This window comes from Roseomonas sp. AR75, assembly GCF_005222815.1.
In the GTDB taxonomy this organism is placed as follows: domain Bacteria; phylum Pseudomonadota; class Alphaproteobacteria; order Acetobacterales; family Acetobacteraceae; genus Falsiroseomonas.
In genome coordinates this window covers 87,297-113,891 of sequence record NZ_STGB01000005.1, presented here as the reverse complement: position 1 = coordinate 113,891, position 26,595 = coordinate 87,297, and the positions used below count along the sequence as shown (strand labels likewise).

25 protein-coding genes are annotated in these 26,595 nt (G+C 70.6%); 3 read left to right on the top strand and 22 right to left on the bottom strand.

What is annotated here, in order from left to right; translation table 11 throughout:
- Position 1: 1 nt before the first annotated feature.
- The 8 genes from E4T13_RS20185 to E4T13_RS20150 all read right to left on the bottom strand — a co-directional run bounded on the left by E4T13_RS20185 (position 2) and on the right by E4T13_RS20150 (position 9,026).
- Complete coding sequence (locus E4T13_RS20185; protein WP_137180152.1) at positions 2-979, bottom strand: ABC transporter substrate-binding protein; 978 nt, start codon at positions 977-979, stop codon at positions 2-4.
- The gene (locus E4T13_RS20180) at positions 976-1,878 is read right to left on the bottom strand and encodes a polysaccharide deacetylase family protein (protein ID WP_137180151.1); all 903 of its coding nucleotides are present in this window, start codon (positions 1,876-1,878) and stop codon (positions 976-978) included. Before E4T13_RS20180 ends, E4T13_RS20185 begins: the two co-directional genes overlap by 4 nt.
- Complete coding sequence (locus tag E4T13_RS20175; protein ID WP_137180150.1) at positions 1,875-3,044, bottom strand: amidase; 1,170 nt, start codon at positions 3,042-3,044, stop codon at positions 1,875-1,877. The genes E4T13_RS20180 and E4T13_RS20175 overlap by 4 nt, the downstream gene beginning before the upstream one ends.
- The gene (locus E4T13_RS20170; protein WP_137180149.1) at positions 3,041-4,516 is read right to left on the bottom strand and encodes a 4-hydroxyphenylacetate 3-hydroxylase family protein; all 1,476 of its coding nucleotides are present in this window, start codon (positions 4,514-4,516) and stop codon (positions 3,041-3,043) included. Before E4T13_RS20170 ends, E4T13_RS20175 begins: the two co-directional genes overlap by 4 nt.
- 10 nt (positions 4,517-4,526) lie before the next feature.
- Complete coding sequence (locus E4T13_RS20165; protein WP_137180148.1) at positions 4,527-5,990, bottom strand: SidA/IucD/PvdA family monooxygenase; 1,464 nt, start codon at positions 5,988-5,990, stop codon at positions 4,527-4,529.
- Entirely contained in the window at positions 5,990-7,027 is a 1,038-nt protein-coding gene (locus tag E4T13_RS20160; protein ID WP_137180147.1) for an ABC transporter substrate-binding protein, read from the bottom strand. Before E4T13_RS20160 ends, E4T13_RS20165 begins: the two co-directional genes overlap by 1 nt.
- A gap of 317 nt (positions 7,028-7,344) precedes the next feature.
- Positions 7,345-7,800, bottom strand: a complete 456-nt coding sequence (locus E4T13_RS20155; protein ID WP_137180146.1) for a hypothetical protein — start codon at positions 7,798-7,800, stop codon at positions 7,345-7,347.
- 14 nt (positions 7,801-7,814) lie between these two features.
- Complete coding sequence (locus E4T13_RS20150) at positions 7,815-9,026, bottom strand: NADP-dependent isocitrate dehydrogenase (RefSeq protein WP_137180145.1); 1,212 nt, start codon at positions 9,024-9,026, stop codon at positions 7,815-7,817.
- A 302-nt stretch (positions 9,027-9,328) separates the two neighbouring features.
- Between E4T13_RS20150 and E4T13_RS20145 the strand changes: the two genes are divergently transcribed.
- Positions 9,329-9,523, top strand: a complete 195-nt coding sequence (locus tag E4T13_RS20145) for a hypothetical protein (RefSeq protein WP_137180144.1) — start codon at positions 9,329-9,331, stop codon at positions 9,521-9,523.
- Between the two features lie 15 nt (positions 9,524-9,538).
- Here the strand turns inward: E4T13_RS20145 and E4T13_RS20140 are convergent, their stop codons facing one another.
- From E4T13_RS20140 to E4T13_RS20110, 7 genes are read right to left on the bottom strand one after another with little or no spacing between them, the layout of a single operon-like run.
- Positions 9,539-10,687: a trypsin-like peptidase domain-containing protein gene (locus E4T13_RS20140; RefSeq protein ID WP_137180143.1), complete on the bottom strand. Its 1,149-nt coding sequence runs from the start codon at positions 10,685-10,687 to the stop codon at positions 9,539-9,541.
- A 51-nt stretch (positions 10,688-10,738) separates the two neighbouring features.
- On the bottom strand, positions 10,739-11,134 hold the full coding sequence (locus tag E4T13_RS20135; RefSeq protein WP_137180142.1) for a RidA family protein: 396 nt from the start codon (positions 11,132-11,134) through the stop codon (positions 10,739-10,741).
- Positions 11,131-12,762, bottom strand: a complete 1,632-nt coding sequence (locus E4T13_RS20130; protein ID WP_306768506.1) for a benzoate-CoA ligase family protein — start codon at positions 12,760-12,762, stop codon at positions 11,131-11,133. Before E4T13_RS20130 ends, E4T13_RS20135 begins: the two co-directional genes overlap by 4 nt.
- Positions 12,763-12,785: 23 nt before the next feature.
- Positions 12,786-13,952, bottom strand: a complete 1,167-nt coding sequence (locus E4T13_RS20125; protein WP_137180140.1) for an acyl-CoA dehydrogenase family protein — start codon at positions 13,950-13,952, stop codon at positions 12,786-12,788.
- Entirely contained in the window at positions 13,952-14,779 is an 828-nt protein-coding gene (locus tag E4T13_RS20120; protein ID WP_137180139.1) for an enoyl-CoA hydratase family protein, read from the bottom strand. Before E4T13_RS20120 ends, E4T13_RS20125 begins: the two co-directional genes overlap by 1 nt.
- On the bottom strand, positions 14,776-15,300 hold the full coding sequence (locus E4T13_RS20115; protein ID WP_240791222.1) for a MarR family winged helix-turn-helix transcriptional regulator: 525 nt from the start codon (positions 15,298-15,300) through the stop codon (positions 14,776-14,778). Before E4T13_RS20115 ends, E4T13_RS20120 begins: the two co-directional genes overlap by 4 nt.
- The gene (locus E4T13_RS20110) at positions 15,297-16,031 is read right to left on the bottom strand and encodes an SDR family NAD(P)-dependent oxidoreductase (protein WP_137180138.1); all 735 of its coding nucleotides are present in this window, start codon (positions 16,029-16,031) and stop codon (positions 15,297-15,299) included. Before E4T13_RS20110 ends, E4T13_RS20115 begins: the two co-directional genes overlap by 4 nt.
- A gap of 114 nt (positions 16,032-16,145) precedes the next feature.
- Between E4T13_RS20110 and E4T13_RS20105 the strand changes: the two genes are divergently transcribed.
- A complete protein-coding gene (locus tag E4T13_RS20105; protein ID WP_137180137.1) occupies positions 16,146-18,482 on the top strand; it encodes a bifunctional salicylyl-CoA 5-hydroxylase/oxidoreductase in 2,337 nt (778 codons plus the stop codon).
- 8 nt (positions 18,483-18,490) lie between these two features.
- Here E4T13_RS20105 and E4T13_RS20100 read toward each other — a convergent pair whose 3' ends face one another.
- The 4 genes from E4T13_RS20100 to E4T13_RS20085 form a co-directional block, all read right to left on the bottom strand.
- Complete coding sequence (locus E4T13_RS20100) at positions 18,491-19,585, bottom strand: glycosyltransferase family 1 protein (RefSeq protein ID WP_137180136.1); 1,095 nt, start codon at positions 19,583-19,585, stop codon at positions 18,491-18,493.
- Positions 19,582-20,616, bottom strand: coding sequence for a hypothetical protein (locus E4T13_RS20095; RefSeq protein ID WP_137180135.1), 1,035 nt, complete (start codon positions 20,614-20,616; stop codon positions 19,582-19,584). The genes E4T13_RS20100 and E4T13_RS20095 overlap by 4 nt, the downstream gene beginning before the upstream one ends.
- 52 nt (positions 20,617-20,668) lie before the next feature.
- The gene (locus E4T13_RS20090; RefSeq protein WP_137180134.1) at positions 20,669-21,298 is read right to left on the bottom strand and encodes a hypothetical protein; all 630 of its coding nucleotides are present in this window, start codon (positions 21,296-21,298) and stop codon (positions 20,669-20,671) included.
- Positions 21,299-21,393: 95 nt separating this feature from the next.
- Positions 21,394-21,861 (bottom strand): hypothetical protein, encoded by a 468-nt coding sequence (locus tag E4T13_RS20085; RefSeq protein ID WP_137180133.1) that lies wholly within the window; start codon positions 21,859-21,861, stop codon positions 21,394-21,396.
- A gap of 309 nt (positions 21,862-22,170) precedes the next feature.
- Here E4T13_RS20085 and E4T13_RS20080 point away from each other — a divergent pair, with 309 nt between their 5' ends.
- The gene (locus E4T13_RS20080) at positions 22,171-22,731 is read left to right on the top strand and encodes a GNAT family N-acetyltransferase (RefSeq protein ID WP_170985105.1); all 561 of its coding nucleotides are present in this window, start codon (positions 22,171-22,173) and stop codon (positions 22,729-22,731) included.
- 26 nt (positions 22,732-22,757) lie between these two features.
- On the opposite strand, the gene E4T13_RS20075 is transcribed toward E4T13_RS20080, so the two are convergent.
- The 3 genes from E4T13_RS20075 to E4T13_RS20065 form a co-directional block, all read right to left on the bottom strand.
- Positions 22,758-22,973: a hypothetical protein gene (locus tag E4T13_RS20075; RefSeq protein ID WP_137180131.1), complete on the bottom strand. Its 216-nt coding sequence runs from the start codon at positions 22,971-22,973 to the stop codon at positions 22,758-22,760.
- A 134-nt stretch (positions 22,974-23,107) separates the two neighbouring features.
- Positions 23,108-23,449, bottom strand: a complete 342-nt coding sequence (locus tag E4T13_RS20070; protein WP_137180130.1) for a YciI family protein — start codon at positions 23,447-23,449, stop codon at positions 23,108-23,110.
- A gap of 89 nt (positions 23,450-23,538) precedes the next feature.
- Positions 23,539-26,592, bottom strand: coding sequence for an EAL domain-containing protein (locus E4T13_RS20065; protein WP_137180129.1), 3,054 nt, complete (start codon positions 26,590-26,592; stop codon positions 23,539-23,541).
- Positions 26,593-26,595 lie beyond the last annotated feature (3 nt).

Here is a 26,595-nt window from a genome sequence, read left to right as displayed (position 1 = left end):
GTCAGGTCTCCAGGATCGAAGGCGGGAACAGGTCCTCCGGCGCCAGGTCGCGGCGCAGCAGGCCTTCCGCGCGCATGTAGCGGATCAGCGTCGCGAACATGTGGCGGTTCTTCGCGAATCCGACCGGCCAGAAATCCTGCCCGAGCAGCCGTTCCGTCTCCTCCAGCTGCTGCGCCAGGAAGGGCAGGCCGAAGGCGAGGGTGGCGCTGTCATGCAGCCGCAGGCGCGATAGGCGCTGGCTTTCCGCGAAGGCGTCGAACAAGGCGCGGGGCAGCCAGGGGTGCGCGTCCACGAACGCGGTCTTCACCGCCACCAGATGCATTGGCGGATAGATGCCGGTGGCGCGGAAATATGCCAGCTCCGCCGCCATCGGGTCGGCGAACAGCCGCCCGACCTTGTCCGGCGCGCTGAAGAATGTGGACGGTGCGCGCGCCGTATAGAGCGCGTCGATCTCGCCATCCGCGAGCATCTGGGACAGCGACCGGTCGGTCACATGCTCCACGCGCACGCCGGGCGGGTAGTATTGCGGATGATCGTCGCCCGCGCGCGGCGCCTCCGCGCCCGCCGTGACATAGATCGGCGCTTCGACCGGAAGGCCGTGGAACTCGGCAAAGATGCCGCGCAGCCAGACGGCAGCGGCCATGTCCCACACCATCGTGCCGACGCGCTTGCCGGCCAGATCCGCGGGCTTCGCCAGCCCCTTCGCCTTGTTCACATACACGCAGGAAAAGCGGAAATGGCGCGAGGGAAACACGGGGATGCCGACATAGTCCTGAATCGGGTTGTCGAAATGCCGCAGCCAGGTGGCGATGGGGAATTCCGTGACGTCGAAGCGATGTTCCGTCATCTGCAGGTTGAACAGCGGTTGCAGCGGCATGACGGTGACATCGGCCTCGACGCCCGCGATGGGCACCTGGCCCTCCGCAAGGGCACGGAGCCGGTCGCAATCCGAAGCGCCGATCGTCAGGCGAAGGGTCATGGCGGCGGGACCTGCTCCATCCAGTGTCGTGCGGCGTCGAGGCGCGTTGCCTGCCAGACCTCCGGCGCATCCGCGACAAGATCGAGGAAGCGGCGCAGCGCGTCGAAGCGCGCGGGCTGGCCGCTGATGCGCGCATGCAGGCTGACCACCATCATGCGCGGCTGCCTACGCGCCTCGGCGCGCAGCACACGGAAGGCGGCGGCAAGCTGCGCCAGGAAGTCGTCTGCCGTGCCGAGCTTCGCGGTCGCCAGGCGGTTGTCGTTCAGCACGAAGCTGTGCGGCATCATCAGGTGCGGCGCGCCGTCCACGCGCGTCCAGCAGGGCAGGTCCTCGGCGTAGAAATCCGCGTCGTAGAGGAAGCCGTGACGTCGCAGGATCGTCCGCGTCGCCACGGTCGGGCTGTATCGGCTCTGCCAGCCGAGGGGTCGCCGCCCGGTCGTCGCTTCCAGCGACGCGACGGCGCGCGCGATCTCCGCCTCCTGCTCCGCCTCGCTCAGCGTCCAATGGCGCCGGAAGCCATGGCCATGCGCCTGCACCTCGTGCCGCGGCTGCGCGCGGATCGCGGCGGCGATCGGCGCATTGCGCTCCAGCGCGCGGCCGCAGCAGGACAAGGTCAGCGCCAAGCCACGCGCCTCCGCCTCGCGCCAGATGCGCCAGACGCCGGCACGCGCGCCGTATTCGAACAGGCTCTCGGCCACCAGGTCGCGCATGCCGGGCGCGACCTCGCCGGGAATGCCATCGGTCAGCGCGAGGTCCGTCGCGGGATCGCCATCGGGGATGGACGGCTCCGCGCCTTCCTCGATGTTCAGCACGAGCACCAGCGCAAGCCTGCCGCCATTCGGCCAGGTGACGTCGGGCGGCTGCCCGGCATAGCCGACGAAATCGCGCGCGAGACTCATGCCAGCGCCGGCGCCAGCGCCTCGGCGGCGGCGAGCAGCATCGCATCGCCGTCGCGCGGCCCGATCACCGAAAGGCCGATGGGCACGCCGTGCAAGGTGCCCGCGGGCAGGTTCACCTGCGGCAGACGGCACAGGCTGGCGACGCAGGTCAGCGCCAGCGTGCGGTCGCGGAAATCGATCTGCGCGGAGACGGGCGCGCCGACCTTCGGCGGCAGGTCGTGCGCCGTCGGGATCACCAGCACGCCGTCGCGGCCAAGCATGTCCTGCACCCGCGCGGCCAGCGCCTCCCGCGCCAGCCATGCCTTGGCGATCGCCTCGGGCGGCACCTTCGCCGCGATCCCCAGGATGCGCTCGTCGACCAGCGGCGACAGGCGCCGCCCCGGCACGCTCGCCCAGGTGCCGTGCGTCGCGAACAACTCGCCGAGCTGCAGCGGCCGGAAGGTGTCGAGCCAGTGCGGGATGCCCTCCGCATACAGCGTCACCGGGGCCGCGCCGCCGAGCCGGTCTGTCGCACCGCGCAGCGCGGCGCCGACCTCGGGCGTACAGATCGCGAAGGCGTCCTCGGCCAGCAGCAGCTGCGGCGAGGGCGCCGCCACGCCGAAATACAGCGCGCCGACCCTGCGCAGCAGCGTGGCATCGCGGGCGAACCAGCCCACCGTGTCGAAGCTCGGCGCCATGGGCATCAGCCCGGCGGTCGAGACTCGCCCATGCGTGGTGCGAATGCCGAGAAGCCCGCAGAAGCTGGCGGGCACGCGCACGCTGCCGCCGGTGTCGGTGCCGAACGCGAAGTCGCAGAGCCCCGCGGCGACGGCGGAGGCCGAGCCGGAGGAAGACCCGCCCGGCACGCGATCCGGCGCGCGCGGATTGATCGGCGGGCCGTAATGCGGGTTCTCGCCGAACATGCCGCTGGCGAGTTCGTCCGTATGCGTCTTGCCGATCAGCGTCGCGCCCGCCGCCAGCGCGGGCAGCAGCGCACTGGCGGTGCTCACCGCGACCGGTGCTTCCGCCAGCCGGTCCGGATTGCCCCAGCCGCTCTTCGTGCCGGCGACGTCGAACAGGTCCTTGGCCGCGAAGGTGAGGCCGGCCAGCGGACCGGCGGCGGTGCCGCGCAGCGTCACGTTGCCATGCGCGACAAAGGCGCTGGCGCGCACCGCCTCCGGCGTCATTCCGCCGCTTCCTGCCGGGCGCGGCCGGGCAGGCCGTAGCTGTCCATGAAGCGCTCCACCATGCCGCGCGGCGCCGACCAGTCATGGAAGCGATAGGCATTGCCGCGGATGGCGAATTGCGGGCCGGAATAGAACATCTCGTATTGCAGGTGGCGCGAGCCGAACTCGCTGCCGATCGCGTCCCAGGCCAGCTTCATCAGCTTCACGCGGCCGAGCGAATCCGTCGCCGGCGAGCGCTGCGCCGCGTGGATCAGCTGCTCGATCTCGCCGCCATCGAAATCGGCGACCGAGGACGGCACCATGATCATCCCGCCGCCCGAGAGCAGCCGGATCGCCTCGATGAATTCGGGATAGGTGGTCTGCGCGACCGTCTGCGCCGCCACGAGAAGGCGACGATCCGGCACGAAGGTGCCCCCGAAATCCTCGCCGCCCGCTTCCATCGCGGTGACCAGCGCCTCGATCGTGCTGGCCTTCGCGGCAAGCAGGCCCAGCGTCTCCCGCGTCTGCGGGAAGTTCAGGATGCCGTTGGTCTCGGCGACCTTGTGCGCCAGGCCCAGCAGGAAGCGCAGCTTCACCGCCAGACGCACGATGCACTGGTAGTTCTGCATCACATGCGCGCGCGTCTCGTGCCACTGCGCCTGCATCATGCGCAGGTCGCGGTGGACGAACACGCGCTCCCACGGGATCTTCACGTCGTCGAAGAACACCACCGCGTCGTTCTCGTCGAAGCGCGCAGCGAGGGGGTAGTCGAAGCCGTTGCCTGCGGCCGCCTCGTAGCTGCGGCGCGAATGCATCTTCAGCCCCTTCGTCGCGATCGGCATCGCCGCGGTGAAGGCGTAGGGCTCGTCGCCGGGCTGCAGCGCGACGATGCCGCTGACCATGATCTCGTTCGCCATCACGCCGGCGGTCGCCAGCATCTTGGCGCCGCGGATGGTGATGCCCTCGGCATCCTCGTCCACGATGCGCGCCACCAGGTCCCCGCCCGGCTGGTCCTTGGCCTGCTTCGCCTTGTCGGCCTGCGGGTTGATGATGACGTAGGCCACCCACAGGTCGTTGTCGCGGATGTGGCGGAAGTAATCCTCCAGCGCCGCGGCGCGCTTCTTGTCGTACTCCCGCCAGGCCGGCAGGCCGGCCATGAAGCCGACGAAGGTGGAGGCGACATGGTCCGGCGTGCGCCCCATCATGCCGCAGGAGAGCTCCGCCCAGCGCTCCATCGCGCGCCGCCGCCGCACCAGCTCCGCACGGTCGCGCGGCATCATCCAGGCAAGATTCACGCGGCGTCCGGGCGCGGTCGGACTTTCGAAGGTCATCTCCTCCGCATGCGCGGTCTGGTGGTCGTAGAGCGCGGCAGCCGAGGCGACGGCGCCGGCAAAGGCGGGATCGGCGGTGACGTCGCGGCAGCGGCGTCCGTCGATGAAGACCGTGCGGCCGTCGCGCAGGCTGCCCAGATGCGTGTCGCCGTCCTTGACCATGGCGTCGTTCCTACGTGTCGGAGGCGAGGCGGAGCGAGACCAGCTCCTGCTCGTCATAGGCCAGCAGCCGGTCGTGATCCGCCTCGGCCTGCTCGCGGAACAGGTCGCGTACGATGCCGCGCGCGATGCGTTCCACCGTCGGCCGCAGCATGGAGATGCCGGCCGAGGAGACGGAACTCAGCAGCGATCCGAAGGACACGCTGCGCACGCGCCCGACCCAGGCGCCGGACTCATCGCGCGGCGTGAAGGCTAGGTCCGGCGTGAGATAGGGAAAGCCGCCGAGCGTTGCGTGCGCTTCACCGGTCGGCGGCACGAAGCGGTCGCGCCACAGCGCCGCATGCGGGGCCAGCGCCGCGAGTTCCGGGCGCCGCGCGAGGTCCACCACCAGCCCCGTGCCGAGGATCAGGAAGTCGGCGCGAATGATGCCGCGCGGCGTGTCCAGCCGGATGCCCTCCGCATCCAGCGCCACGGCGTCCAGCTTCGCACCCAGCGTCACCCGGAAGCTGCCATGCGCGGCGCAGCGATTCCAGCTTTCCTGTGGCGGCGGCTGGTTCAGCGTGAACAGGCTGTGCATGTATCGCCACTTCAGCGCGTCCGGCAGGTCCGCGAAATGCTGCAGGAAGCCCGCGAACTCGATCCAGCGATTCGGGTTCACGCGCGGCATTTCCGGCCGGCGCGCCAGCAGCTCCACGCTCGCCGCGCCATGCTCCAGCGCCATCGCGGCATTGTCGAAGGCCGAGGCGCCGGCGCCGATCACCGCGACGCGCTGCCCGGCAAGCGCCGCGAAGTCGATGGCGTCCGCGGTGTGCGCGTAGCGCTCGCGCGGTAGGTTCCGCGCGACGATTTCCGGCACGCCCCAGGCGCCGTTACCGTCCATGCCGGTGGCCAGCACGACATGCCGCGCCAGCAGACGGGTCTTGCGGCCCTCGGCGTCCTCCGCATCCAGCGCAAGGACCGCGTCGTCCAGCGGGGCGATGCCCGTCACGCGCAGGCCATGCCGCACCTCCTGGCCCAGGGTCGCGGCCAGCCACAGCAGGTAGTCGTGCCAGTCCTCCCGCCCGATCTTCGCGAGTGTCGCCCATGCCGCCTCGCCATGGCGCGCCTCGAACCAGGCGCGGACGCACAGCGAGGGAAAGCCCAGCTCCGGCCCCGTCACATGCTTCGGCGTGCGCAGCGTGGGCATGCGCGCGAAACGCCGCCAGATGCCCTGCGCGCCCGCAGGCGCGGCATCCAGCACCACCACGTCGCGCACGGCGGACAGGCGCAGCGCGAAGGCGGTGGCGATGCCATGCTGCCCGGCGCCGACGATCGCCACGTCATGCACAGGGCCTTCGGCGCGGCGCAGCGGCCGCACCCACGGGCGCGCGGGGTAGCTGAGCGTTTCCAGCTCCCAGCGCGCGCGCTGCTCCAGTGCCGCCAGGCGCTGCGCCGCATCGGGCAGCGGCGCCAGGCGGGCAGGGGGCAGCGCGTCCATCAGCTCCGCAGCGTCGGCAGCATGCGGTCGGCCTGCGGCGGCAGGAAGTCCGTGCGCATGAAGCTCTCGGCTGCTGGCGGGTTCTGCACGCCGAAGGCCTCGGCGCAGATCGTCACCATGGTCTTCGCGCGGGCAGGGTCCACATAGCCGGTGCCCTGCGCCGCAACGGCCGGCGTCAGCACCACGTCGCGCATGGTGAAGGCGAAGCGCGTATTCTCCAGCGCACGGTCGGTCAGCGGCTCGCGCTTCAGGATGGCATCGACGGCCGCGGCGGGATCGCTGATGGAATCCTTCAGCCCCTGGATCGTCGCGGCGACGAAGGCCTTCACCAGGCCCGGGTCGCGCTGCGCGAACTCCGCCGTGGTCAGCAGCCCGTTGCCGTAGATGTCCACGCCGTGGTCGTTGTAGCGGAACATCGTGATATCCGCGGGCTTCGCACCCAGCGCCTGCAGCACGAAGTAAGCCGAGGAGATGAAGGCGGTGATCGCATCCGCCTCGCCGCGATACAGCATCGGCTCGCGGATCGGCGGCGCCACCGTGATCCAGGTGACGTCGGCCGGCGTCAGCCCATTGGCGCGCGCGAAGGCGGGGAACAGCGTGCGGCCCGCATCGCCCGCGGGCGCGGCGAGCTTCTTGCCCTTCAGGTCCGCCGGCGTCCTGATCCCACGCCCCGCCAGCGTCACCACCGCGGCCAGCGTGCGGTCGAAATACTGGTAGACGTTCAGCACCGCGCGGTTCGGGTTGTCGGCGTTGTGCTTCACGATGGCGCCGGGATCGCCGAAGCCGAAATCCGCCGCGCCGGCCGCGATCTTCGTGACCACGTCGCCTGAGCCGAAGCCGCGCTGGATCTCCACCTGCATGCCCTCGCGGGCGAAGTAGCCCTTGTCCACCGCCAGGAACCAGGCGGCGTGATGCGCCAGCGGCGTCCAGTCCAGCATGAAGCGGATGGTGCGGCGCTGGGCGAGCGCCGGGCGCGACATCGGCGCGGCAAGGGCGGCGGCGCCCAGCAGGGCATGGCGGCGGGACAGGCGGATCATCGGCACCTCCGGGATTGGGCGCGCCGCGTCGCATCCGGCCGCCGGAAGCGGCTGGGGCGATCGGCCATTGGGGAAGGGGGCGGCTGCAAGGCGACGGATTCTCGCAGAGCACCCGGCGCGGCGCGTGGCTGCGGACGGGCTCGGACCATGCCGCTCAGGTCCGGATTTCCGGCTCACCAGAGCATGCGGAGGCTAGCAGCCAGCACTGCTCTCGCCAGAGGCAATTTGCGCCCGAAGGCCCTGTCTGAATCGAAAGTGCTCAGAAAACAGTCATTTCCGCGCCAGAGCTGGCGCCAAATCGGGCGGATGGTCGGCGATCAATCGTCATCCGTCGCGCAGGCTGCCGCAAGCGCACGGCGCGCCGCCTCGCTCGCCCCGGCGAAACGCCCCGCGCCGGGATCCCAGGCATAGGGCATCGTCGCCTGCTGGCAGCCGCGCGGGCCGCAATACGTCACGCCGAGCAGCACGCGCCTGCCGTCCCAGGAAAGCCCCGGCGTCCCGTCCTGCATCTCCGTGAAGATCGCCTGCCGCCGTGCGGTGCCGCCTGCGGTCCATCGCAACTCGACCGCCGTGGCGAGATGCCCCCCGCCGGCCGGCACGCGCCCGATGCGCCAGCCCACTGTCCCCTGCGGAAGGCCCTGCAGGGCGCCTTCCGCGATCTCGATGCCGGGGGTGGTCCAGTCGAAGCAATCCGCCCGCGCCGGTGCCGCAAGCACCAGCGCGAGCACGCAAGCTGCGCCGCGCAGGCCGCCGGTGATCCGGACGGCCTGCACGGCGCCGAGCCTGCTCAGCCCATCTTTTTCTTCAGGTTCTCGTCCAGCTTCGCCAGGAATTGCTGCGTGTTCAGCCAGGGCTGGTCCTTCGAGATCAGGATCGCCAGGTCCTTGGTCATGTGGCCGGCCTCCACCGTCTCCACGCAGACCTGCTCGAGCGCATTGGCGAAATCCACCACATCCGGCGTGTTGTCGAACTTGCCACGATAGGCGAGGCCGCGGGTCCAGGCATAGATCGAGGCGATCGGGTTGGTGCTGGTCTCGCGCCCCTTCTGGTGCTCGCGGTAGTGGCGCGTCACCGTGCCGTGCGCCGCCTCGCTCTCCACCGTCTGGCCGTCCGGCGAGAGCAGCACGGAGGTCATCAGCCCGAGGCTGCCGAAGCCCTGCGCGACGATGTCGGATTCCACGTCGCCGTCGTAGTTCTTGCAGGCCCAGATATAGCCGCCTTCCCACTTCAGCGCGGAGGCGACCATGTCGTCGATCAGCCGGTCCTCATACACAAGGCCGCGCTTATCGTATTCGGCCTTGAACTCCTTGTCGAAGATCGCCTTGAAGATGTCCTTGAAGTTGCCGTCATAGGCCTTCAGGATCGTGTTCTTGTGGCTGAAATAGACCGAGTAGTTGCGCTGCAGCCCGTAGTTGAAGGAAGCGCGCGCAAAACCCTCGATCGAGCTGTTCAGGTTGTGCATCATCATCGCGACGCCGCCGCCCTTGAAGGCGAAGTCGCCGATCTCCTGCGGCTGGCCGCCTTCCGGCGTGTAGGTCATCGTCACCTTGCCGGGGCCGGGCACCTTCATCTCCACGGCGCGGTAGATGTCGCCATAGGCATGGCGCCCGACGACGATCGGCTTCGACCAGTGCGGCACGAGGCGCGGCACGTTCTTGATGATGATCGGCTCGCGGAAGATCGTGCCGTCCAGGATGTTGCGGATCGTGCCGTTGGGCGACCGCCACATCTTCTTCAGGTTGAATTCCTTCACCCGCGCCTCGTCCGGGGTGATGGTCGCGCACTTCACGCCGACGCCGTACTGCTTGGTAGCGTTCGCGGCATCCACCGTCACCTGATCGTCGGTCTGGTCGCGATACTCGACGCCGAGGTCGTAATACTTCAGGTCGATGTCGAGATAGGGCAGGATCAGCTTGTCCTTGATGAACCCCCAGATGATGCGGGTCATCTCATCCCCGTCCATCTCGACGACGGGCGTCTTCACCTTGATCTTGGCCATGCCGATCCTACCGATCTTCCTTGCGGGCTCCGTGCGCGGAGCCGGCCTCTGGAGCCTGCCTTCCTGGCGCCCCGGTGTTCCGGGCGCGCCGCAGCCCTTGTCGGGCGGCGGAACATGCCAACGCGGCCTTGTTCCGGCAAGCCTGCCGCCACGCAGGCCGGGGCTTGCGCCGGGCAACGTCTGGGCGAAGGCTGGCGCGGTCGCGGTGGCGCGAGCGCCGCTTGCCCCGGGCGGTCGGCTGCCCAAGTGAGACGCGAAGACATGAGGATTCCGAGATGTTGTTTCGCTGTGCCAGGAACATGATGGCCGCACCCCTCATGCTGGGGGGCGGGATGGTGCTGGCCACCGGGATCGCGGTGGGCGTGGCCGTGGGCGCCGGCGTGCTTGGCACCGCCGTCATCGGCAAGCGCCTGTGGGAAGAGCGCCGCGGCTGGCGCGACAGCGCCGCCGAAGCCCCCGAGCCCACCGACCCGATGATGGACGCGCCGCCGCTCTGACCGCGTCCGCGGCGTCTAATCGGCCGGCCGCGCCGTCACCCGGACGGTCACCTGCTGCTCGCGCCCGTCGCGGATCAGCCGCAGCGCCACCTGCTGGCCGGGCGCGACGCCGGCGATGCGGCGCAGCAGGGCGCGCGCATCCGGCACCCGCTCCCCGCCGATCTCCAGCACGACGTCGCCGGGCCGGAGCCCGGCCCGCGCCGCCGGGCTGCCAGGAACCACCGCGCTGATCGCGACGCCGCGGCGCGGCGCATCCGGTCCGAAGATCTGGCCGAGCACGCCGGTGTTCTCCTGAACGGCCGCATCGCCGACGGAGACGCCGAGCCAGCCGCGCTCCACCCGCCGGCCTGTCTGCAGCCGCGCCACCACCGGCGCCGCGAGATCGGACGGCGTCGCGAACCCGATTCCGGCCGAAGCGCCGGAAGGCGAGTAGATCGCCGTGTTCACCCCGATCACCTCGCCCGCCAGGTTGAACAGCGGCCCGCCGGAATTGCCGGGATTGATCGGCGCATCCGTCTGGATGAAGTCGTCGAAGGGCCCGAGGCCGATCCGTCGCCCGAGCGCCGAGACGATGCCGCTGCTGACGCTGCCGCCGAGCCCGAAGGGGTTGCCCGCCGCCAGCACCCACTGCCCGATATTCACGACACCGGAGGTGCCGAAGGCGACATGCGGCAGCGCCCGAGGCGCCGAGACCTGCAGCACCGCCAGATCCGTCAACTCGTCCGTGCCCAGGATCCGCGCCGGCAGTTCCGTGCCGTCCACCAGCGACACGGTGACGCGGCTTGCATTCCCGACGACGTGGTTCGCGGTCACGATCAGTCCGGAGGCGTCCACGATGAAGCCGGAGCCGGCGCCGACCACCGGGGGCGTCCGCTGGCCGCCGAACCGGTCGCGGAAATAGCGCTCATAGGGCGTGCCACGGAACTGCGGCAGCAGCGCCGAGCCCGCTTCCTGCGTGACGGCGATGCTGACCACCGCGGGCATCACCTGTTCGGCCAGCCGCTCGAAATCGGGCAGGGAGAGGGCGGGCGTGGCGGTCGCCTCTGCCGGCGCGGCCGGCTCGATCGCCGCGGGTCGCTCGGGGGGTGGTGCGGGCGGTGGGTCGTCGCAGGCGGCCAGCGGCAGAAGGGCCAGCAGGACAGGCCAGGGGCGGCGTGGCGTCATCGGATCGTTCCCATGCGCAGAAGGGAACGCAGGGAAGGCGCTCCGGTCGCGTCAGTCGGGCAGGATCGCGGTCGCCTCGATCTCCACGCGCGCTTCGGGCTCCACCAGGGCCACCACCTGCACCAGCGCCATCGCGGGGAAGTGGCGGCCCATCACCTCGCGATAGGCGGGACCGAGCTCCTTCAGGCAGGCGCGGTATTCCGCCATGTCGGTCACGTACCAGGTGAGGCGGCCGATATGTTCTGGCCCGCCGCCGGCTTCCTGCAGCACCGCCAGGATGTTGCGCAGCGCCTGGCGCACCTGGCCGAGGAGGTCCCGCGGGAAGCGGCCTTCGCTGTCCCAGCCGATCTGCCCGCCGACCAGCACCACGCGGCCGCGCCCCATCATGCCGTTGGAGTAGCCGCGGGGCGCCGGCCACCCGGGCGGCTGCAGCGGTGTCAGGCTCATGCGGCGGTGTCCTGCTGCGCGCGTTGGCGTAGCGCGAAGCGCTGCAGCTTGCCGGTTTCCGTGCGCGGCAGCGTGTCCACGAAGACGATACTGCGCGGGTACTTGTACGGTGCGATCTCGCGTTTCACATGGTCCTGCAGCGCCTTCGCCGTGGCGTCATCCGCGGCGTGTCCGGGATGCAGCACGACATAGGCGCGCACAACCATCCCGCGCTCACCGTCCGGCGCGCCCACGACGCCGCATTCCCTGACCGCGGGATGCGTCAGCAGCGCGACCTCCACCTCCGGCCCCGCGATGTTGTAGCCGGCGGAGATGATCATGTCGTCGTTGCGCGCCTGGTACCAGAAATAGCCGTCCTCGTCCTGCACATAGGTGTCGCCGGTGATGTTCCAGCCGTGCTGCACGTATTGCGCCTGGCGCGGATCGGCGAGGTAGCGGCAGCCCGTGGGGCCCTGCACCGCCAGCCGTCCCGGCGTGCCGCGCGGGACCTCCGCGCCGTCCTCGTCCACCACGCGCGCGCGATAGCCAGGCACGGGCAGGCCGGTGGCGCCGGGGCGGATCTGGTCCTCGCGCGCGGCGACGAAGATGTGCAGCATCTCCGTCGCGCCGATCCCGTCCATCAGCTTCAGGCCGGTGGCCTGCTGCCACGCCTCGAAGACCGGCTTCGGCAGCGCCTCCCCTGCCGAGACGCATTTGCGCAAGCTGGACATGTCGTGCTGCGACGCGAGGCCGGCCATCACGCGATACGCCGTCGGCGCGGTGAAGCAGACCGTCGCGCGATGCTGCGCGATCTGCGCCGGCAACTCCTCGGGCGGCGCCTTCTCCAGCAGCACGGCGGTGGCGCCGACGCGGAAGGGAAACAGCACCAGCCCGCCCAGGCCGAAGGTGAAGGCGAGCGGCGGCGATCCGATGAACACGTCGGACGGTTCCGGCCGCAGCACCTGCGCCGAATAGCCATCGCAGATCGCCAGCATGTCGCGATGGAAATGCATCGTGCCCTTCGGCTCTCCGGTGGAGCCGGAGGTGAAGCCGATCAGGCAGACATCGTCGGCGGCGGTGTCGCAGGCGGCGAACTCCGCGCAGGCGATGTCGCACATCGCTTCCAGCCGCCCGTCGCCCCAGGTGACGAGGTGCCGCAGCTCCGGTGCATCGGCCTTGCGCAATTCCTCTGCCAGGCGCGCATCGCAGAGCGCGTGGCTGATGCGCGCCTTGCGCAGCATCTGGCCGAGCTCCTTCGCGCGGAGCAGCGGCATGGTGGCGACGACCACGCCGCCCGCCTTCAGCACCGCGAAATAGGCCGCGACCATCCAGGCATTGTTGGCGCTGCGCAGCAGCACGCGGTTGCCCGGCACGAAATCGAGCTGGGTGGTCAGCACATTCGCGATGCGGTTCACGCGATCCGCGAGCTCGCGATAGGTCAGCGTCTCCGCCGGCGTGACCAGGGCAGGGTGGTCGCCGCGGCCGCGCTCGATGTTGCGGTCCAGCAGCTCCACCGCGCAGTTCAGCCGCGCGGGATACTGGAATTCCGGCCGGTCCAGCAGGAAGACCGGCCATTGCTCGCGCGGCGGCAGGTTGTCGCGCGCGAAGCTGTCGCGATGGGCGCTGGGCGCCAGGGCCGCGGTCATCATCCCGTCCATCCTCGTCTCTCCGCTCATGCTGGATCCGACGTGCGACGATCCTTCTCCGCGCGCGCGATCACCACGCGCTGGATTTCCGAGGCGCCTTCATAGACACGCAGCGCCCTGACCTCCCGATAGAGTTCCTCGGCCTTGTGGCCCTTCGTCACGCCGAGCCCGCCATGGATCTGCACGCAGCGGTCCGCGGCACGCTGCGCCGTCTCCGTGGCATGCAGCTTCGCCATCGAGGCTTCCCGCGTGATGCGCTGCGTTCCCGCGTCCTTCAGCCAGGCGGCGCGATAGACCAGCAGCGCGGAGGCCTCGACCTCCGTCGCGCTGTCGGCGATGGCGGCCTGCGACATCTGCTGGTCGAACAGCGTCCCGCCGAAGATGTTCCGTCCGGTCGCATGCGCGACGGTCATGTCCAGTGCGCGGCGGGCGAAGCCGAGCGCGGCGGCGCCGACGGTCGAGCGGAACACGTCGAGCGTGCCCATTGCCACTTTGAAGCCGTCGCCGGGCTTGCCGATCATGCTGTCCGCCGGCACGCGCATGGCGTCGAAGGACAACGTGGCGAGTGGATGCGGCGCCGTGACCGCGATGCGATCCTCGATCGTGAAGCCCGGCGTGCCGGCATGGACCAGAAACGCCGAAAGCCCCTTCGCGCCCGGCGCCTCGCCGGTGCGGGCGAAGACGATATAGGTCGCGGCGATCCCGCCATTGCTGATCCAGGTCTTGCGGCCGGTGATGCGGTAATGCGTGTTGCCGTCGCGCTCGGCCACGGTCGCCAGCGCCGCGACATCGCTGCCCGCCTCCGGCTCGCTCAGCGCAAAGGCGGCCAGCGCGGTGCCGGCGCGCGCGGCGGGCAGCACGGCGTCGCGCTGCGCCGGCGTGCCGAACAGCGTGACGGGCCCGGTGCCGAGCCCCTGCATCGCGAAGGCGAAATCCGCCAGCCCCGCATGCCGCGCCAGGATATCGCGCGCCAGGCACAGGCTGCGCACGTCGAGCTTTCCGTCCGCAGGGCAGGGCACGCGCAGCAATCCGGCCTCGCCCATCGCGCGCACCAGGCGGATCGTGCTGGCGTCCGCGTCATGCTCGTCGGCCAGCGCTTCCGCATGCGCCGCGGCCCAGGCCTCGACCTCCGCCGCCCACGCCTTGTGGCGCGGCTCGAGAAAGGGCCAGTCGAGGAAGGATGCGTCGGGCATCAATCCCCCCGGAACACCGGCCGCTGCTTGGCGACGAAGGCGTCATAGGCGCGGCGGAAATCATTGGTGGTCATGCACAGCGCCTGCGCCACCGCCTCGGCCTCGATTGCCTGGTCCAGCGACATCGCCCATTCCATCTGCAGCATGCGCTTCGTCATCGCATGGCCGAAGGAAGGCCCCTCCGCGATCTCCTGCGCAAGCGCCGCCGCGGCGCCCTGCAAGTCTTCTGGTGCGTGCAGGCTGTTGAAGAAGCCCCACGCCAGGCCTTCCTCGCCGCCGAGCGAGCGGCCGCGATACAGAAGCTCGCTCGCGCGCCCCTGGCCGATGAGGCGCGGCAGGATGGCGCATGCGCCCATGTCGCAGCCTGCCAGCCCCACGCGGTTGAACAGGAAGGCCACCTTCGCCCGCCCCGTGCCGAGCCGCAGGTCGGACGCCATCGCGATGATGGCGCCCGCACCCGCCGCCACGCCATCCACCGCCGCGACGATCGGCTGCGGGCAGGCACGCATCGCCTTCACCAGCTCGCCGGTCATGGCGGTGAACTGCATCAGGCCCTTGGTGTCACGCTCCAGCAGCGGCCCGATGATCTCATGCACGTCGCCGCCCGAGCAGAAATTGCCGCCCGCGCCGGTGACGACGAAGGCACGCACGGCGTCGTCATGCACCGCCGCGCGCAGGATCGCCGCCATCTCGCTGTAGCTTTCGAAGGTCAGCGGGTTCTTCCGCTCCGGCCGGTCCAGCGTCAGGGTCGCGACGGCCCCCGCGACCTCCAGCTTCAGGTGCTGCGCGCGATACGCGGCCAGCGGGCCGGTGATGGCGGTGATCATGCACTCTCCTCCGGCGTCATCGCCGCGCGCACCGAGGATTTGGTGCGGCCGAGCAGGCGGAACAGCGCCGCGCGCTCCTCCGGCGCCAGCCCATCCAGCAGCTCCGCGATCCAGCCCTCATGCGCGGCCGATTGCCGCGCGAATTCGCGCCGGCCCCTGGTGGTCAGGCGCAGCAGCTGCGCGCGGCGGTCGCCCGGCCGTGCCCGGCGCTCCACCAGCCCCTCGGCCTCCAGCCGCGCGGCGAGGCCGGTGACGTTGCCGTTGCTCACCATCATCCGCCGCGAGATTTCCCCCAGCGTCATCCCGCTTCCCGCGCGATCCAGCGCCGCCATCAGGTCGAAGCGCGGAAGCGTCGTGTCGAAGTCGCGCCGCAGCCGCGCGCGCACCTCCGCTTCGATCAGCGTCGTGCAGGTCAGCATGCGCAGCCACAGCCGCAGCTCGTCCTTGTGGCCTGGCGGGGCATGCGCCAGCGCCGTCTCGGCATCCACCGGCGGCAGGGCGAGCTCCTCGCTGTCGTTCACGTCTCGCCCCCATCCACCGCGATCGCCTGGCCATTGATGGCGGAGGCGCCAGGCGCGCAGAGCATCAGCACCGCCTGGGCCACCTCCTCCGGCCGCACCAGGCGCCGCTGCGGGTTGTGCTTCGCCAGCTCGGCCCGCGCCTCGGCCTCGCTGCGGCCGGTCTTCGCCACGATGCGCGCGACGGACTCCGCCACGATGTCGGTCTCGGTGAAGCCGGGACACACCGCGTTCACCGTCACGCCCTTCGCCGCGACCTCCTGCGCCAGGGCGCGGGCGAAGCCGAGCAGCCCGTGCTTTGCCGCCACATAGGCGCTGACATAGGGGTAGCCCTTCAGCGCGGCGGTCGAGGCGATATGCACCACGCGCCCGAACCCGGCCTCGATCATCGGTGGCAGCACGGCGCGGGTGAGGGCGACGGCGCCCATCACGTTCACGCGCCACATGCGCTCGAACAGCGCGTCGTCGGATTTCAGGAACGCCACGCTTTCCGCGGCGCCTGCCGCGTTCACCAGGATGGCGAAGGCCGGCAGGGCAGGGGGCGCGGTCACGTCGCCCGGCAGCAGCGCGGCCGCGTCGCCGCGTTCCACCACCGCGCGCAGCGGCGCCTCACGCCGGCCCATCACCGTCACGCGCGCGCCGCAGGCGGTCAGCGCCGCCGCGCAGGCCGCGCCGATGCCGGTGCCGCCGCCGGTGACCAGAGCCTCCAGCCCGGAAAGCCCGCCTGTCCGCATCCACCCTCCGATGCTTGAAGCCTAAAGCATCGGGGGTGCGGCGTGCAACCTTGCATTTCGGTGGACGGGACAATCTTTGAAGCTTAAACTAACTTGCAGCGTAGGAGGGGTGCCATGCGCATCGCGGTGATCGGCGGCGGGCCCGCCGGGCTCTACTTCGCCATCCTGATGAAGCGGGACTTCCCGGCATCGCGCATCACCGTGGTGGAGCGCAACCGCGCGGACGACACCTTCGGCTTCGGCGTGGTGTTCAGCGACGCCACGCTCGACATCTTCCGGGCCGCCGACGAGCCGTCCTACCGCGCCATCACCGAGAGCTTCGCCTATTGGGACGACATCGCAATTCACGCGAAGGGCGCCGTGCATCGCATCGGCGGCAACGGCTTCTGCGGCTGCTCCCGCCGCACGCTGCTGCTGCTGCTGCAGGACCGCGCCCGTGCGCTTGGCGTCGAGCTGGAATACCGCCGCGAGGCGACGCCCGAGGACTTCCCCGACGCCGACCTGATCGTCGCCGCCGACGGCATCAACTCCCCGATCCGCGAGCGTTGGCGCGACCATTTCCGTCCCGAGGTGGACCTCCGCCCCAACCGCTTCGCCTGGATGGGCAGCACCCGCCCCTTCGACGCCTTCACCTTCTTCTTCCGCGAACGGCCGGAAGGCATCTTCATCGCCCATTGCTACCAGTACGAGAAAGGCGCCAGCACCTGGGTGCTGGAGACCGACCCCGAGACCTTCGCCCGCGCCGGCCTCGACGCGATGGATGAGGAACAGAGCGCCCGCTACCTGGAAGACGTCTTCGCGGAGGAACTGCAGGGCCACCGCCTGCAGACCAACCGCAGCAACTGGCGCCGCTTCCCCGCGATCCGCTGCGCAAGCTGGGTGAAGGACAACATCGTCCTGCTCGGCGACGCCAAGGCCAGCGCGCATTTCTCCATCGGCTCCGGCACGAAGCTGGCGATGGAGGATTCCATCGCCCTGCACCAGGCGTTCCGTGCCGGCGGCGACGTCGCCACCTGCCTCAGCCGCTTCGAGACGTCCCGCCGCGAGGATGTCGAGAAGACGCAGCACGCCGCCGATGTGTCGCTGGTGTGGTTCGAGCATGTGAAGCGCTTCTGGCATTTCAACCCGACGCAATTCGCCTTCGGCGTGATGACGCGATCCAAGGCCATCACCTGGGACAACCTCGCGCTCCGCGCGCCGGATTTCGTGACCGAGACGCAGACGCTGTTCGCCGCGGAAGCGCGGGGCAGGGGCCTGCCCGCCTCCGACAACAAGCCGCCGATGTTCCAGCCCTTCGCGCTGCGCGGCATGCAACTCGCCAATCGCGTGGTGGTCTCGCCGATGGACATGTATTCCGCCGAGGACGGGCTGCCCGACGACTTCCACTTCCAGCACTACACCAGCCGCGCGCTCGGCGGCGCCGGCCTCGTCTTCACCGAGATGACCTGCGTCTCGCCGGAGGCGCGCATCACGCCCGGCTGCACCGGCCTCTGGAACGACGCGCAGCAGGCGGAATGGGCGCGCATCGTGGATTTCGTGCATGCGCGGAGCGCGTCGAAGATCTGCCTCCAGCTCGGCCATGCCGGCCGCAAGGGCGCCACGAAGCTGATGTGGGACGGCATGGACCAGCCGCTGGAAGCCGGCGCCTGGCCGATCCTCTCGGCGAGCCCGCTCCCCTACTACACGCAGAGCCAGGTGCCGCGGGAAATGACGCGCGCGGACATGGACGCCGTGCGCGAGGATTTCGTGACCGCCACGCGCCGTGGCATCGCAGCCGGCTTCGACATGCTGGAGCTGCACTGCGCGCACGGCTACCTGCTGGCCTCCTTCCTCTCGCCGCTGACCAACATCCGTACCGACGAGTACGGCGGCAGCGTCGAGAACCGCCTGCGCTTCCCGCTCGAAGTCTTCGCCGCCATGCGCGCCGCCTGGCCGAAGGACAAGCCGATGTCCGTGCGCATCTCCGCCACCGACTGGAAGGATGGCGGGCTGACGGATGCCGACTGCCTCGCCATCGCGCGGGCCTTCGCCGCCGCCGGCGCCGACCTGATTGATGTCTCCACCGGCCAGACCGTGCACGATGCCGAGCCGGTCTATGGCCGGATGTTCCAGCTTCCCTGGTCCGACATGATCCGCAACGAGGCCGGCATCGCCACCCTATGCGTCGGCAACATCACCACGGCCGACCAGGTGAACACCATCCTCGGCGCCGGCCGCGCTGATCTCGTGGCGCTCGGCCGGCCGCACCTGACGAACCCGTTCTTCACCATGCAGGCCGCAGCGCAGTACGGCGTGCGTGACGTGGCGTGCCCGCCGCAATACCGCTGGGGCAAGGACGCGCTGCTGCGCAACGAGGCGCGCAACCAGGCCGACCTGAGGGAGCTTCGCCTGAAGGCGCGCCCGAAGAGCCACGCGCCGGCGGCCCAGGCGTTGCCGCGCGCCGCGGAGTAAGGGGCGCCTCAGCGCGCCTTCAGCCACTCCAGCACGGGCGCGGCCATGCGGGCGGCGTTGAACTGGCGCGCCTGCTCCACCGCCTTCGGCGCCAGCTCCGCGACGCGCGCCGGGTTCGAGATCTCCTCGAATGCGGCGGCGAATTCATCGACCGAGAGCGGGTCGAAATACACGCCGGCCTCGCCGATCACCTCGGGGAAGCTCGAGGTGAAGGCGGCCAGCACCGGCTTGCCCAGATGCATCGCCTCCACCGCGGGAATCCCGAAGCCCTCGTAGATCGAGGGGAACACCAGGAACTCCGCCGCGCGCAGCAGCCGATACTTCGCGAATTCCGAGACGAAGTCGGTGAACAGGATGCGCTTGTGCTGCGCGGGGTCGAGGCCCGCCAGTGCCGCATCGAGGTTCCACCCCTTCTTGCCGATCACCACGAAGCGCAGGTCGCTGTCGCGCAGCGCCGGATGCGACAGCGCCCGCAGCAGCAGGCCGAGATTCTTGCGCGGCTCGATCGTGCCGATCACCGCCGCGTAGCGGCCGAGCGCCAGGCGCGGCAGGTTGCGGTCGTCGAGGGCGAATTCCTCCGGCCAGTCGGCATACTGGTAGATCACCCGCGCCTTCGCCGAAGCGGAGGGATAGGCCGCCACCAGCGCCGCGCGCGTCGCCTCCGAGGCGCAGAACACCACCTCGTCCGTCGCCAGCTGCTCGCGCAGCGGGTCGAGGTGGTAGCGCACATTCGCCTCGGCATGCGTCTCCGGCATCACCAGCGTGCTGACGTCGTGGATCACGCTGGCCTCCGCGCCGCAGACGCCGCAGGCCGACTTCACGGAGGGGTAGAGCAGCGGCGACGCGGCATCGAGACGGTCGAGCCCGGCAATCAGCCCATGCTCGAAATCGGTGCGCAGGAAGGTGCCGAAGCCCGCGCGCACGGTGTCCCACAGCCGCGTCGCCGGGATCCGCGTCAGCCGCACGGCGAAGGAGAGGTCCACCTCGCCGCTGCGTTCCAGGGCCTGCACCAGGCGGCGTGTGAACACCGGGATGCCGGTCCACTGGTCTTCCAGCAGCGGCGCGATGTCCAGCGTCAGCGCGGGCTTCGCGGCGCCGGTCACAGCACGCTGCCCACGGTCACGTGGTCGCGCATCCGTCGCGGATGCAGCAGGCGCATCGGCACCTCCGCGCCGAGCCAGTCGCGGAACAGCCGCACGAAGGCGGCGCCGGCGGGTCCGTCTTGCACCATCTCGATCTCGCCCGCCGCGCGCCAGATGTCGCGGCCGAGCCGCCAGAAATCCAGTCCCGGATGCACCAGGATCGTCGCGTCGCGCAGCATCGCGACATCCAGCGGCCCCGTCGCCCAGCGCGCGGAGGTGCCGACATGGCGCGGGAAGGTGACGCCGGTGCTGCCCAGGCCGCGGATCACCGCGGCGATCTGCTCGGCGATGTCGCCGCTGCCGGCCGACAGCAGCGGCAGCTGCAGCACCAGCGGCGCCTCATCCCGCATCATCGCGCCGAGCAGCCGCTCGGCGAGCAGCCGGGCCAGGTGCGGGTCGGCCAGAATCGCCTCGGTCAGCGGCACGTAGCGCAGCCTTCCCTCGGGCAGAGCCGGCATGTCCTCCTCCGCCTCCTCGGAGACGGAGGCCGCGGCGCTGCCCTCCGGGTCGGAGGGATGGAGGAACACCGGCAGCAGGCTCGCCGGCGTGATGCGCGGTGTCTCCGCGAAGGCCAGCAGCGTCGCGGGCGGTCGATGCCATGCGCCGTCCACGCGGAAGGCGAGCGTGCCGTTCACCTGTGACTGCATGCCGAGGAAGAGCTCCGGCGCCACCTCCACCAGCCGGCGCATCTGGCGGCACGCGTCGGCGGCGCCGCGACGGTAGAAGAACAGGTGGTTGCGCAGGCCGGGCAGCGGGCGGAAGGCGGTGCCGTCGCACAGCGCCACATGGTCGCGCACGCCGTCCAGCCGTGCCGCCAGGCGTTCGGACAGCACGCCATGCGTGAACACCTCCGGCCGCGCGACGAAGCGCACCGGCAGGCCCATCGCCTTCGCCGCATCCACCACCAGGTTGGCGGCCACGCGCAGGTCCGGCGGCAGCACCGCCCCGCTCAGCTCCTCCGGCGGGAAGACCGAGCCGGACACCTGCAGCATCGCCGCGTGCCGACCGGGGAGGGAGATGGCGACGCCGCCTTGGAACATCGCCTCAGACCCGGAACACGAAGCCGGTGCCGTTCGGCGAGGCGAGCTGGCGCGGGCGGCTACGGAACTCGTCGCTGTCGGCCAGCACGGACAGCAGGCCGAAGGGCGTGATCGCGCCGGTGCGCAGCATCCGCCCGTAGCCGGCCAGGGCCGTGGCATCCACCGGCCGGTTCAGCACGTAGACATAGGCCGCGCGCACGAACTCGCCCACGCCGCGGCGGGTGACGAAATGCGCCAGAAGCTGTTCGCAGCCGCGCAGCTGGTTGAGCGAGGTGATCACGGTCGGGTCGCTCGCGATCGCCTCTTCCACGGTGTTGCAGGGCAGGTCCAGGTCATCGCGGATCGGGCAGTCCTCGCGCACATGCACCACCGCGCCGGTCTCGACATCGCGGAGCGTCAGCGTCTGGCGGCGCAGCGCATTGGCGTGTGGCTGCACCCTCAGCCGGAAGGCGCACCAGCCCAGGCCGAGCTTCGCATCCGCCAGGTCGGGGCGAAACAGATGCGCCCGCCCCTCCGCGGCCTTGCCGTCCTCCGACGCGATGATCTCCACATGGAGCGTCGGGCGGTCGTCATCCGTCGCCCAGCCCTCGATGAAGTCCGCCGTGGTCAGCGAATCGATATGCCCTTTCAGCACCGGGCCGCCCGTTCCATCACGGCGCCGAGATGCCGCGATCCGCCCGCTTCGCGCAAGACCCGTATCGGCGGAGCCGTGTCACCGGCCGCGCGCGTTCATGTCTCGCGGCGGAAATAGACGGCGAAGACCGCGGCGCCGAGGACGCGCCCATCCTCCATCCCGAATGTCTTCGGCGACGTCGAATCGGGCGTGTCGAGGGTCAGCACATTGGTCTTGGCGCGCAGGATGCTGACCGGGAAGTTCATGATCAGGATGCGACGATGGGTGACATAGTGGGAACCGATCCGCAGGCCGTTCAGGTAGACGAAGACATTCTGGCCGCGGAGATCCGGCGGATTCTTGAACACGTCGAGTTCGACCATGAGGTCGCACATGCCGGTCCGGCTGCGGCTGAGATCGTCGAAGTCGAAGGTGATCTCGCCCCAGCGGCCCATCTGCCAGATGAAGCCATCCTCGGGCGGCGCGAAGTTCTCCACGCCGACGCCAAGATCGGCCCATTCGCGAACATCGACAACGTCGTGGAAGTTCTTCACGTCATTCTGTCCCGCAGCCGCAACGGACAATGTCATATCCTGTCGCGCGAGTTTTCCGGTGCGCTGCAACCCACGTCAACCCGCTGCGATGCAGCATATTGCAAAACTTCACGGCCGCGTGACCCGGACTTGCCGCATTTCGTGCATGGAACCACGCGGATTGCATCCGGCGGTCGCAAATGCAGAGATATGGACCCCCTGTGGATATCTTCTCGCCTGCAGGACTCACAAATTTGACGTGCTGCGGCCCCAAGGCCTTGTCGTTCAGGTTATGTTGCCTGTAGGATTTTCCCGTGCCGCGCGAAGGGAGGCAGCATGGCCAGCCAGTTGGAGGAGCGAATGCCCCAGCCCGCCGCCGGGCCAGGCACCGCCTGCTCCACGGCCGACCCGCCGGCCTCTGCCGCGAACCGGCCCGTCCTGGAGATCCGGCGTCCGCGGCCGGAGGATGTCGCCGCCCTCGCCTTGCTGCTGGCGGAAATGCAGCGGCACTACAACGATCCCGTCACCGATGCGATGGCTGAGCGCGCGGCCCGCCTCGCCTGCCGCCCGGCCCCGCCGGCGGACAGCTTCGAGCCGCGTAGCCTGATCGCGCTGGACCCGGATGGGCGGGTCTGCGGCTCCATCGTGCTGAACGTCACCTTCCCCGCCAGCCGGCTCAGCCGCTCGCTCTATGTGCGCGACCTCTATGTCGCCGCGGCGGCGCGGCGGCGCGGCGTGGCGCGGGGATTGCTGCGCGCGGCGGCGCGCCTGACCCTGGCGGAGGGTTTCTCGGCGCTGGACTGGACGATGGATTCCGCCAACGCGCCGGCGCGCATCATGTATGAAGGCGCGGGCGCCCAGACAGTCAGCCGGGTGTATTTCCGCCTCGCCGGCGACCGCCTTCAGGCTGCGGCCGCCTGACAGGGCCACCCGCTCGTCGGATCGCCTCAGGCGGAGGCGACGAGTTCCTTCCCTGGCACCGCCACCGGGCCGCCCGGCTGGTGCTGCGCGGCCGGCGGAGGCGGATCCAGGCGGATGCGCACCTCCCAGGCATCGGCTTGCGCCACCGCATCCACCACGTCGCAGGCCGGGTTCGGGCAATAGGCGCCGATGCCCGCGCCGACCTGCAGCGGGGTCCCGCATTTCCAGCACTGCTCCGCCATGTCCGCCTGCTCCTTGCGGACGGCGCGGGCGGGCGGACATTTCCGCCGGCCCCGCGCCGCCATGAGGCGATCCTGCCCGGCCAGCGGTTAACGATCGGCTTGCAGCGGCCCCGATCGCCGCGACGGCTGCGGAATCAGGCCGGGACCTTGCTCATCAGCTCGATCCAGGCCGGCGTGATGCCCTTGCCGTCAACCGCGACGAACATCGGCTTCACCTCCACCTGCCCCCAGACCCCGTCGCGGACATAGGGTTCCTCGGCCAGCCAGGCGTCCAGCGAAGCGCGGTCGGGGAACTCCACCACGAGCACCGAGGTCGCCATCGTCCCATCCTCGCCGAGCATGCTGCCCGCGAGCAGCACGGTGCCGCGCTCCACCGCCGGCTTCATCCGCTCGAAATGCGGCCGGCGCGAGCCCTGGCGGCGTTCCGCGCGCCCCGGCTCCGGCCGGTCATGGGCGATGACGCAGAAATGCGGCATGGCATCGTCCTCCTGGCGTTCGGCGTATACTCAACCAGGACTGCGCATGGGGGAAGGGTCGCCTAAACCATGCCGCGTGCCGCTGCGCCTCACGCCGCGTTGGCGTGCGCGCCCGAATCCTGCTGCAGCAGCGCAACCGCATCGCCCACCGCCAGCGGCTTGCTGATGAAGTAGCCCTGCGCCTCCGTGCAGCCGGCGGCCTGCACCAGGCGAAGCTGCTCCGCCGTCTCCACGCCTTCCGCTGTGGTGGCCAGGCCGAGCTGCCGCGCCAGGCTCGCGACCGAACTGACCACCGCGCGGCAATCGGCCCGCGTGCCGATCTCCGAGACGAAGGAGCGGTCGATCTTGATGCGGTCCACCGGCAGGCTCGTCAGGTGGCGCAGCGAGGAATAGCCGGTGCCGAAATCGTCGAGCGCGATGGAGACGCCCATCGCCTGCAGCTCGCGCAGCACCGCCAGCGCCTCCTCCGATTCCTGCAGCAGCGCGGTCTCGGTGATCTCCAGCTCCAGGCGCGAGGGCTCCAGCCCCGCCGCCTCCAGTGCGCCCGCCACCATCCCGGCGAGGCCCACGCTGCGCAGCTGCACCGGCGAGAGGTTGACCGCCAGCCGCGTGCCCCGCGGCCAGTCCGCCGCCGCTTCGCAGGCGGTGCGCAGGATGCGCTCGCCGAGCGGCAGGATCAGGCCGGTCTCCTCCGCCAGCGGGATGAACTCCGCCGGCGAGACCTGGCCGAGGCCCGGATGCGACCAGCGCACCAGCGCCTCGAAGCCGCAGACCTGGCCGCTGCCGAGATCGCGCACGGGCTGGTAGACCAGCCGGAACTGGTCGCGCGTCAGCGCCTCCCGCAGTTCCGCCTCCAGCCCGAGGCGGCGCAGCGTGGCCGAGCCCATCGCCTGGTCGTAGCGGCAGAAGGTGCCGCGGCCCATCGCCTTGGCGCGATAGAGAGCGACATCGGCATTCTTCATCATCGCGTCCGCATTCGCGCCGCCCTCGCTGCCGGCCACCGCGATGCCGACGCTGACGCCGACCACCGCGCGGCTGCCGGCGATGTCATAGGGCGCGGCAAGCGTCTCGATGATCCGTCGCGCCAGCGCCTCGCTGCTCTCCGGCAGGCGGGCCGACCGGTGCAGGATGGCGAACTCGTCGCCGCCGAGCCGCGCCACCAGGTCGGTCTGCCGCACGCAGCTCCGCAGCCGGTGCGCGGCGGAGACCAGCAGCTCGTCACCGGCCGGATGGCCCAGCGTGTCGTTCACCTGCTTGAAGCGGTCGAGATCGAGGCAGAGCAGCGCCACCGCCTCGCCCTCCTCCTGGTTCTCTGCCGCCTCCCGTACGGCCGCTTCCAGCCTTTCGCGGAACAGCACGCGGTTGGGCAGGCGGGTCAGCGAATCGTGGTGCGCCAGGAAGCGCACCTGCGCCTCCGCATGGGTGCGCTCCGTCGCGTCCTCATAAGTGGCCACCCAGCCGCCGGAGCGCATCGGGCGATGCGCCACCGCCAGCGCGCGCTCGGGATCCTCCACCAGGAAGTCGCCGGCCTCCCCGGCCGAGGCGAGCAGGCGCTGGCGCGCATGGATGCTGCGCACGAGGCGGGAGCGCGAGCCGGAGCGGCCGCGGATGCGCGTGAACAGCTCGTCGAAGGGCGTGCCGGGCGCGGCAGAATCCGCCTCCAGCCCGAAGATCTCCTCGAAGCGCCGGTTGCAGACGATGACCTTCGCATCCGGCCCGACCATGCAGAGCCCCTGCGACATGTTGTCGAGCGCGGCCTGGAAGCGCGCGCCCTGGATCTGCGCCTCGGCCGTGGCCTCCTCGGCGCGGGCGCTGGCCTCGGCAAGGTCGGCCATGGCGCGCTTGATCGGCGTGATGTCGGTGCGGATGCCGACATGCCCGCCATCCGTCGTCGGCCGCTCGGAGACCAGCAGCCAGCGGCCATCCGGCAGCAGGCGCTCGAGCGGCGGCGAATCGCTGTCGCGCCAGGCCATGACCTCCGTGACGAAGGCCTCCACATCCGGGCCGCATTGCGGGTACTGCCCGCGCAGCGCGCCGCCGCGCATCACCTCCGCGAAGCGCGTGCCGGGCACCAGCAGCGCGGCGCTCGCCTCGTACAGCTCGCGGAAGCGCCGGTTGCAGGTGACGAGGCGATCCTCGGCGTCCCACATCACGAAGCCATCGGGCATCGCCTCGATCGCGTTCTCCAGCACGGCGCGGGCACGGGCGCGCTCTGCCTCCATGCGCTCGCGCTGGCGCAGCGCGATGTCCATGGCGATGGCGAAGCAGACCAGCAGCGCCGCCGCGCCGGCCACCACCACCAGCAGCCATCGCCGGTCGCGCGCCCAGTCGGCCAGCGCATCGGCCAGGCTGCGCGTGACGCGAAGCTGGATGCTGCGATAGAGCGCGGTGCGCACCACCTCGATCGTCTCCGTCGCGCCGTCCGTGCCCGGCACCTCGAAGGCGACGCCGTCGGCGCGGAAGCCGGGCGGGCGCGGCGTGATGCGTCCGACTCCGGCCTCGTCATGCGGCACGCTCGCCAGCAACTGGCCATCCGCGCGCTCCAGCAGGATGCGCACCTTCGCCGCATCGCCCATCGGCGACAGCAGCCCGGTGATCAGCTGCACCGGCACCTCCACCGCCGCGATCAGGCGGCCATGGCCGGGCACGCGCATCGGGCGTGCGAAGAACAGCGACCATTCCGAGGTCTGCGGATTGCGCACCGGCCCGGCCACCGAGAGCGACCCCGCGATCGGCGGCGCCTCCAGCAGCCTTGCCTCCAAAGGCAGCCCGGCCTGGCGGGTGGAGGCGAGCGAGGCCGCCCAGACCTCGCCGCCCGGCTTCACCAGCAGCACGTCGCGAAACACCAGGTTCTGCACGTTCAGGTCGCGCAGCACCGCATTCGCCACGGCCGGTTCCAGCCCGCGCCCGCCGGCAGCGGTGCGCAGCAGCGCCGGCAGCCCGGCCAGCGTGCTGTCCACCTGCAGGAAGTGGCGGTTCACCGCCGCTTCCGCGGCGCGCGCGGCCTGTTCAAGACCTTCGGTGGCCGCCGTCATCGCCGCGCTGCGCATCCGCTCCAGCAGCAGGGCGGAGCCCGCCGCCATGGCGATCAGCAGCAGCGCGACGGATAGCCGGAGCCCAACGCGCAGGCGTCGGGACGACATGGC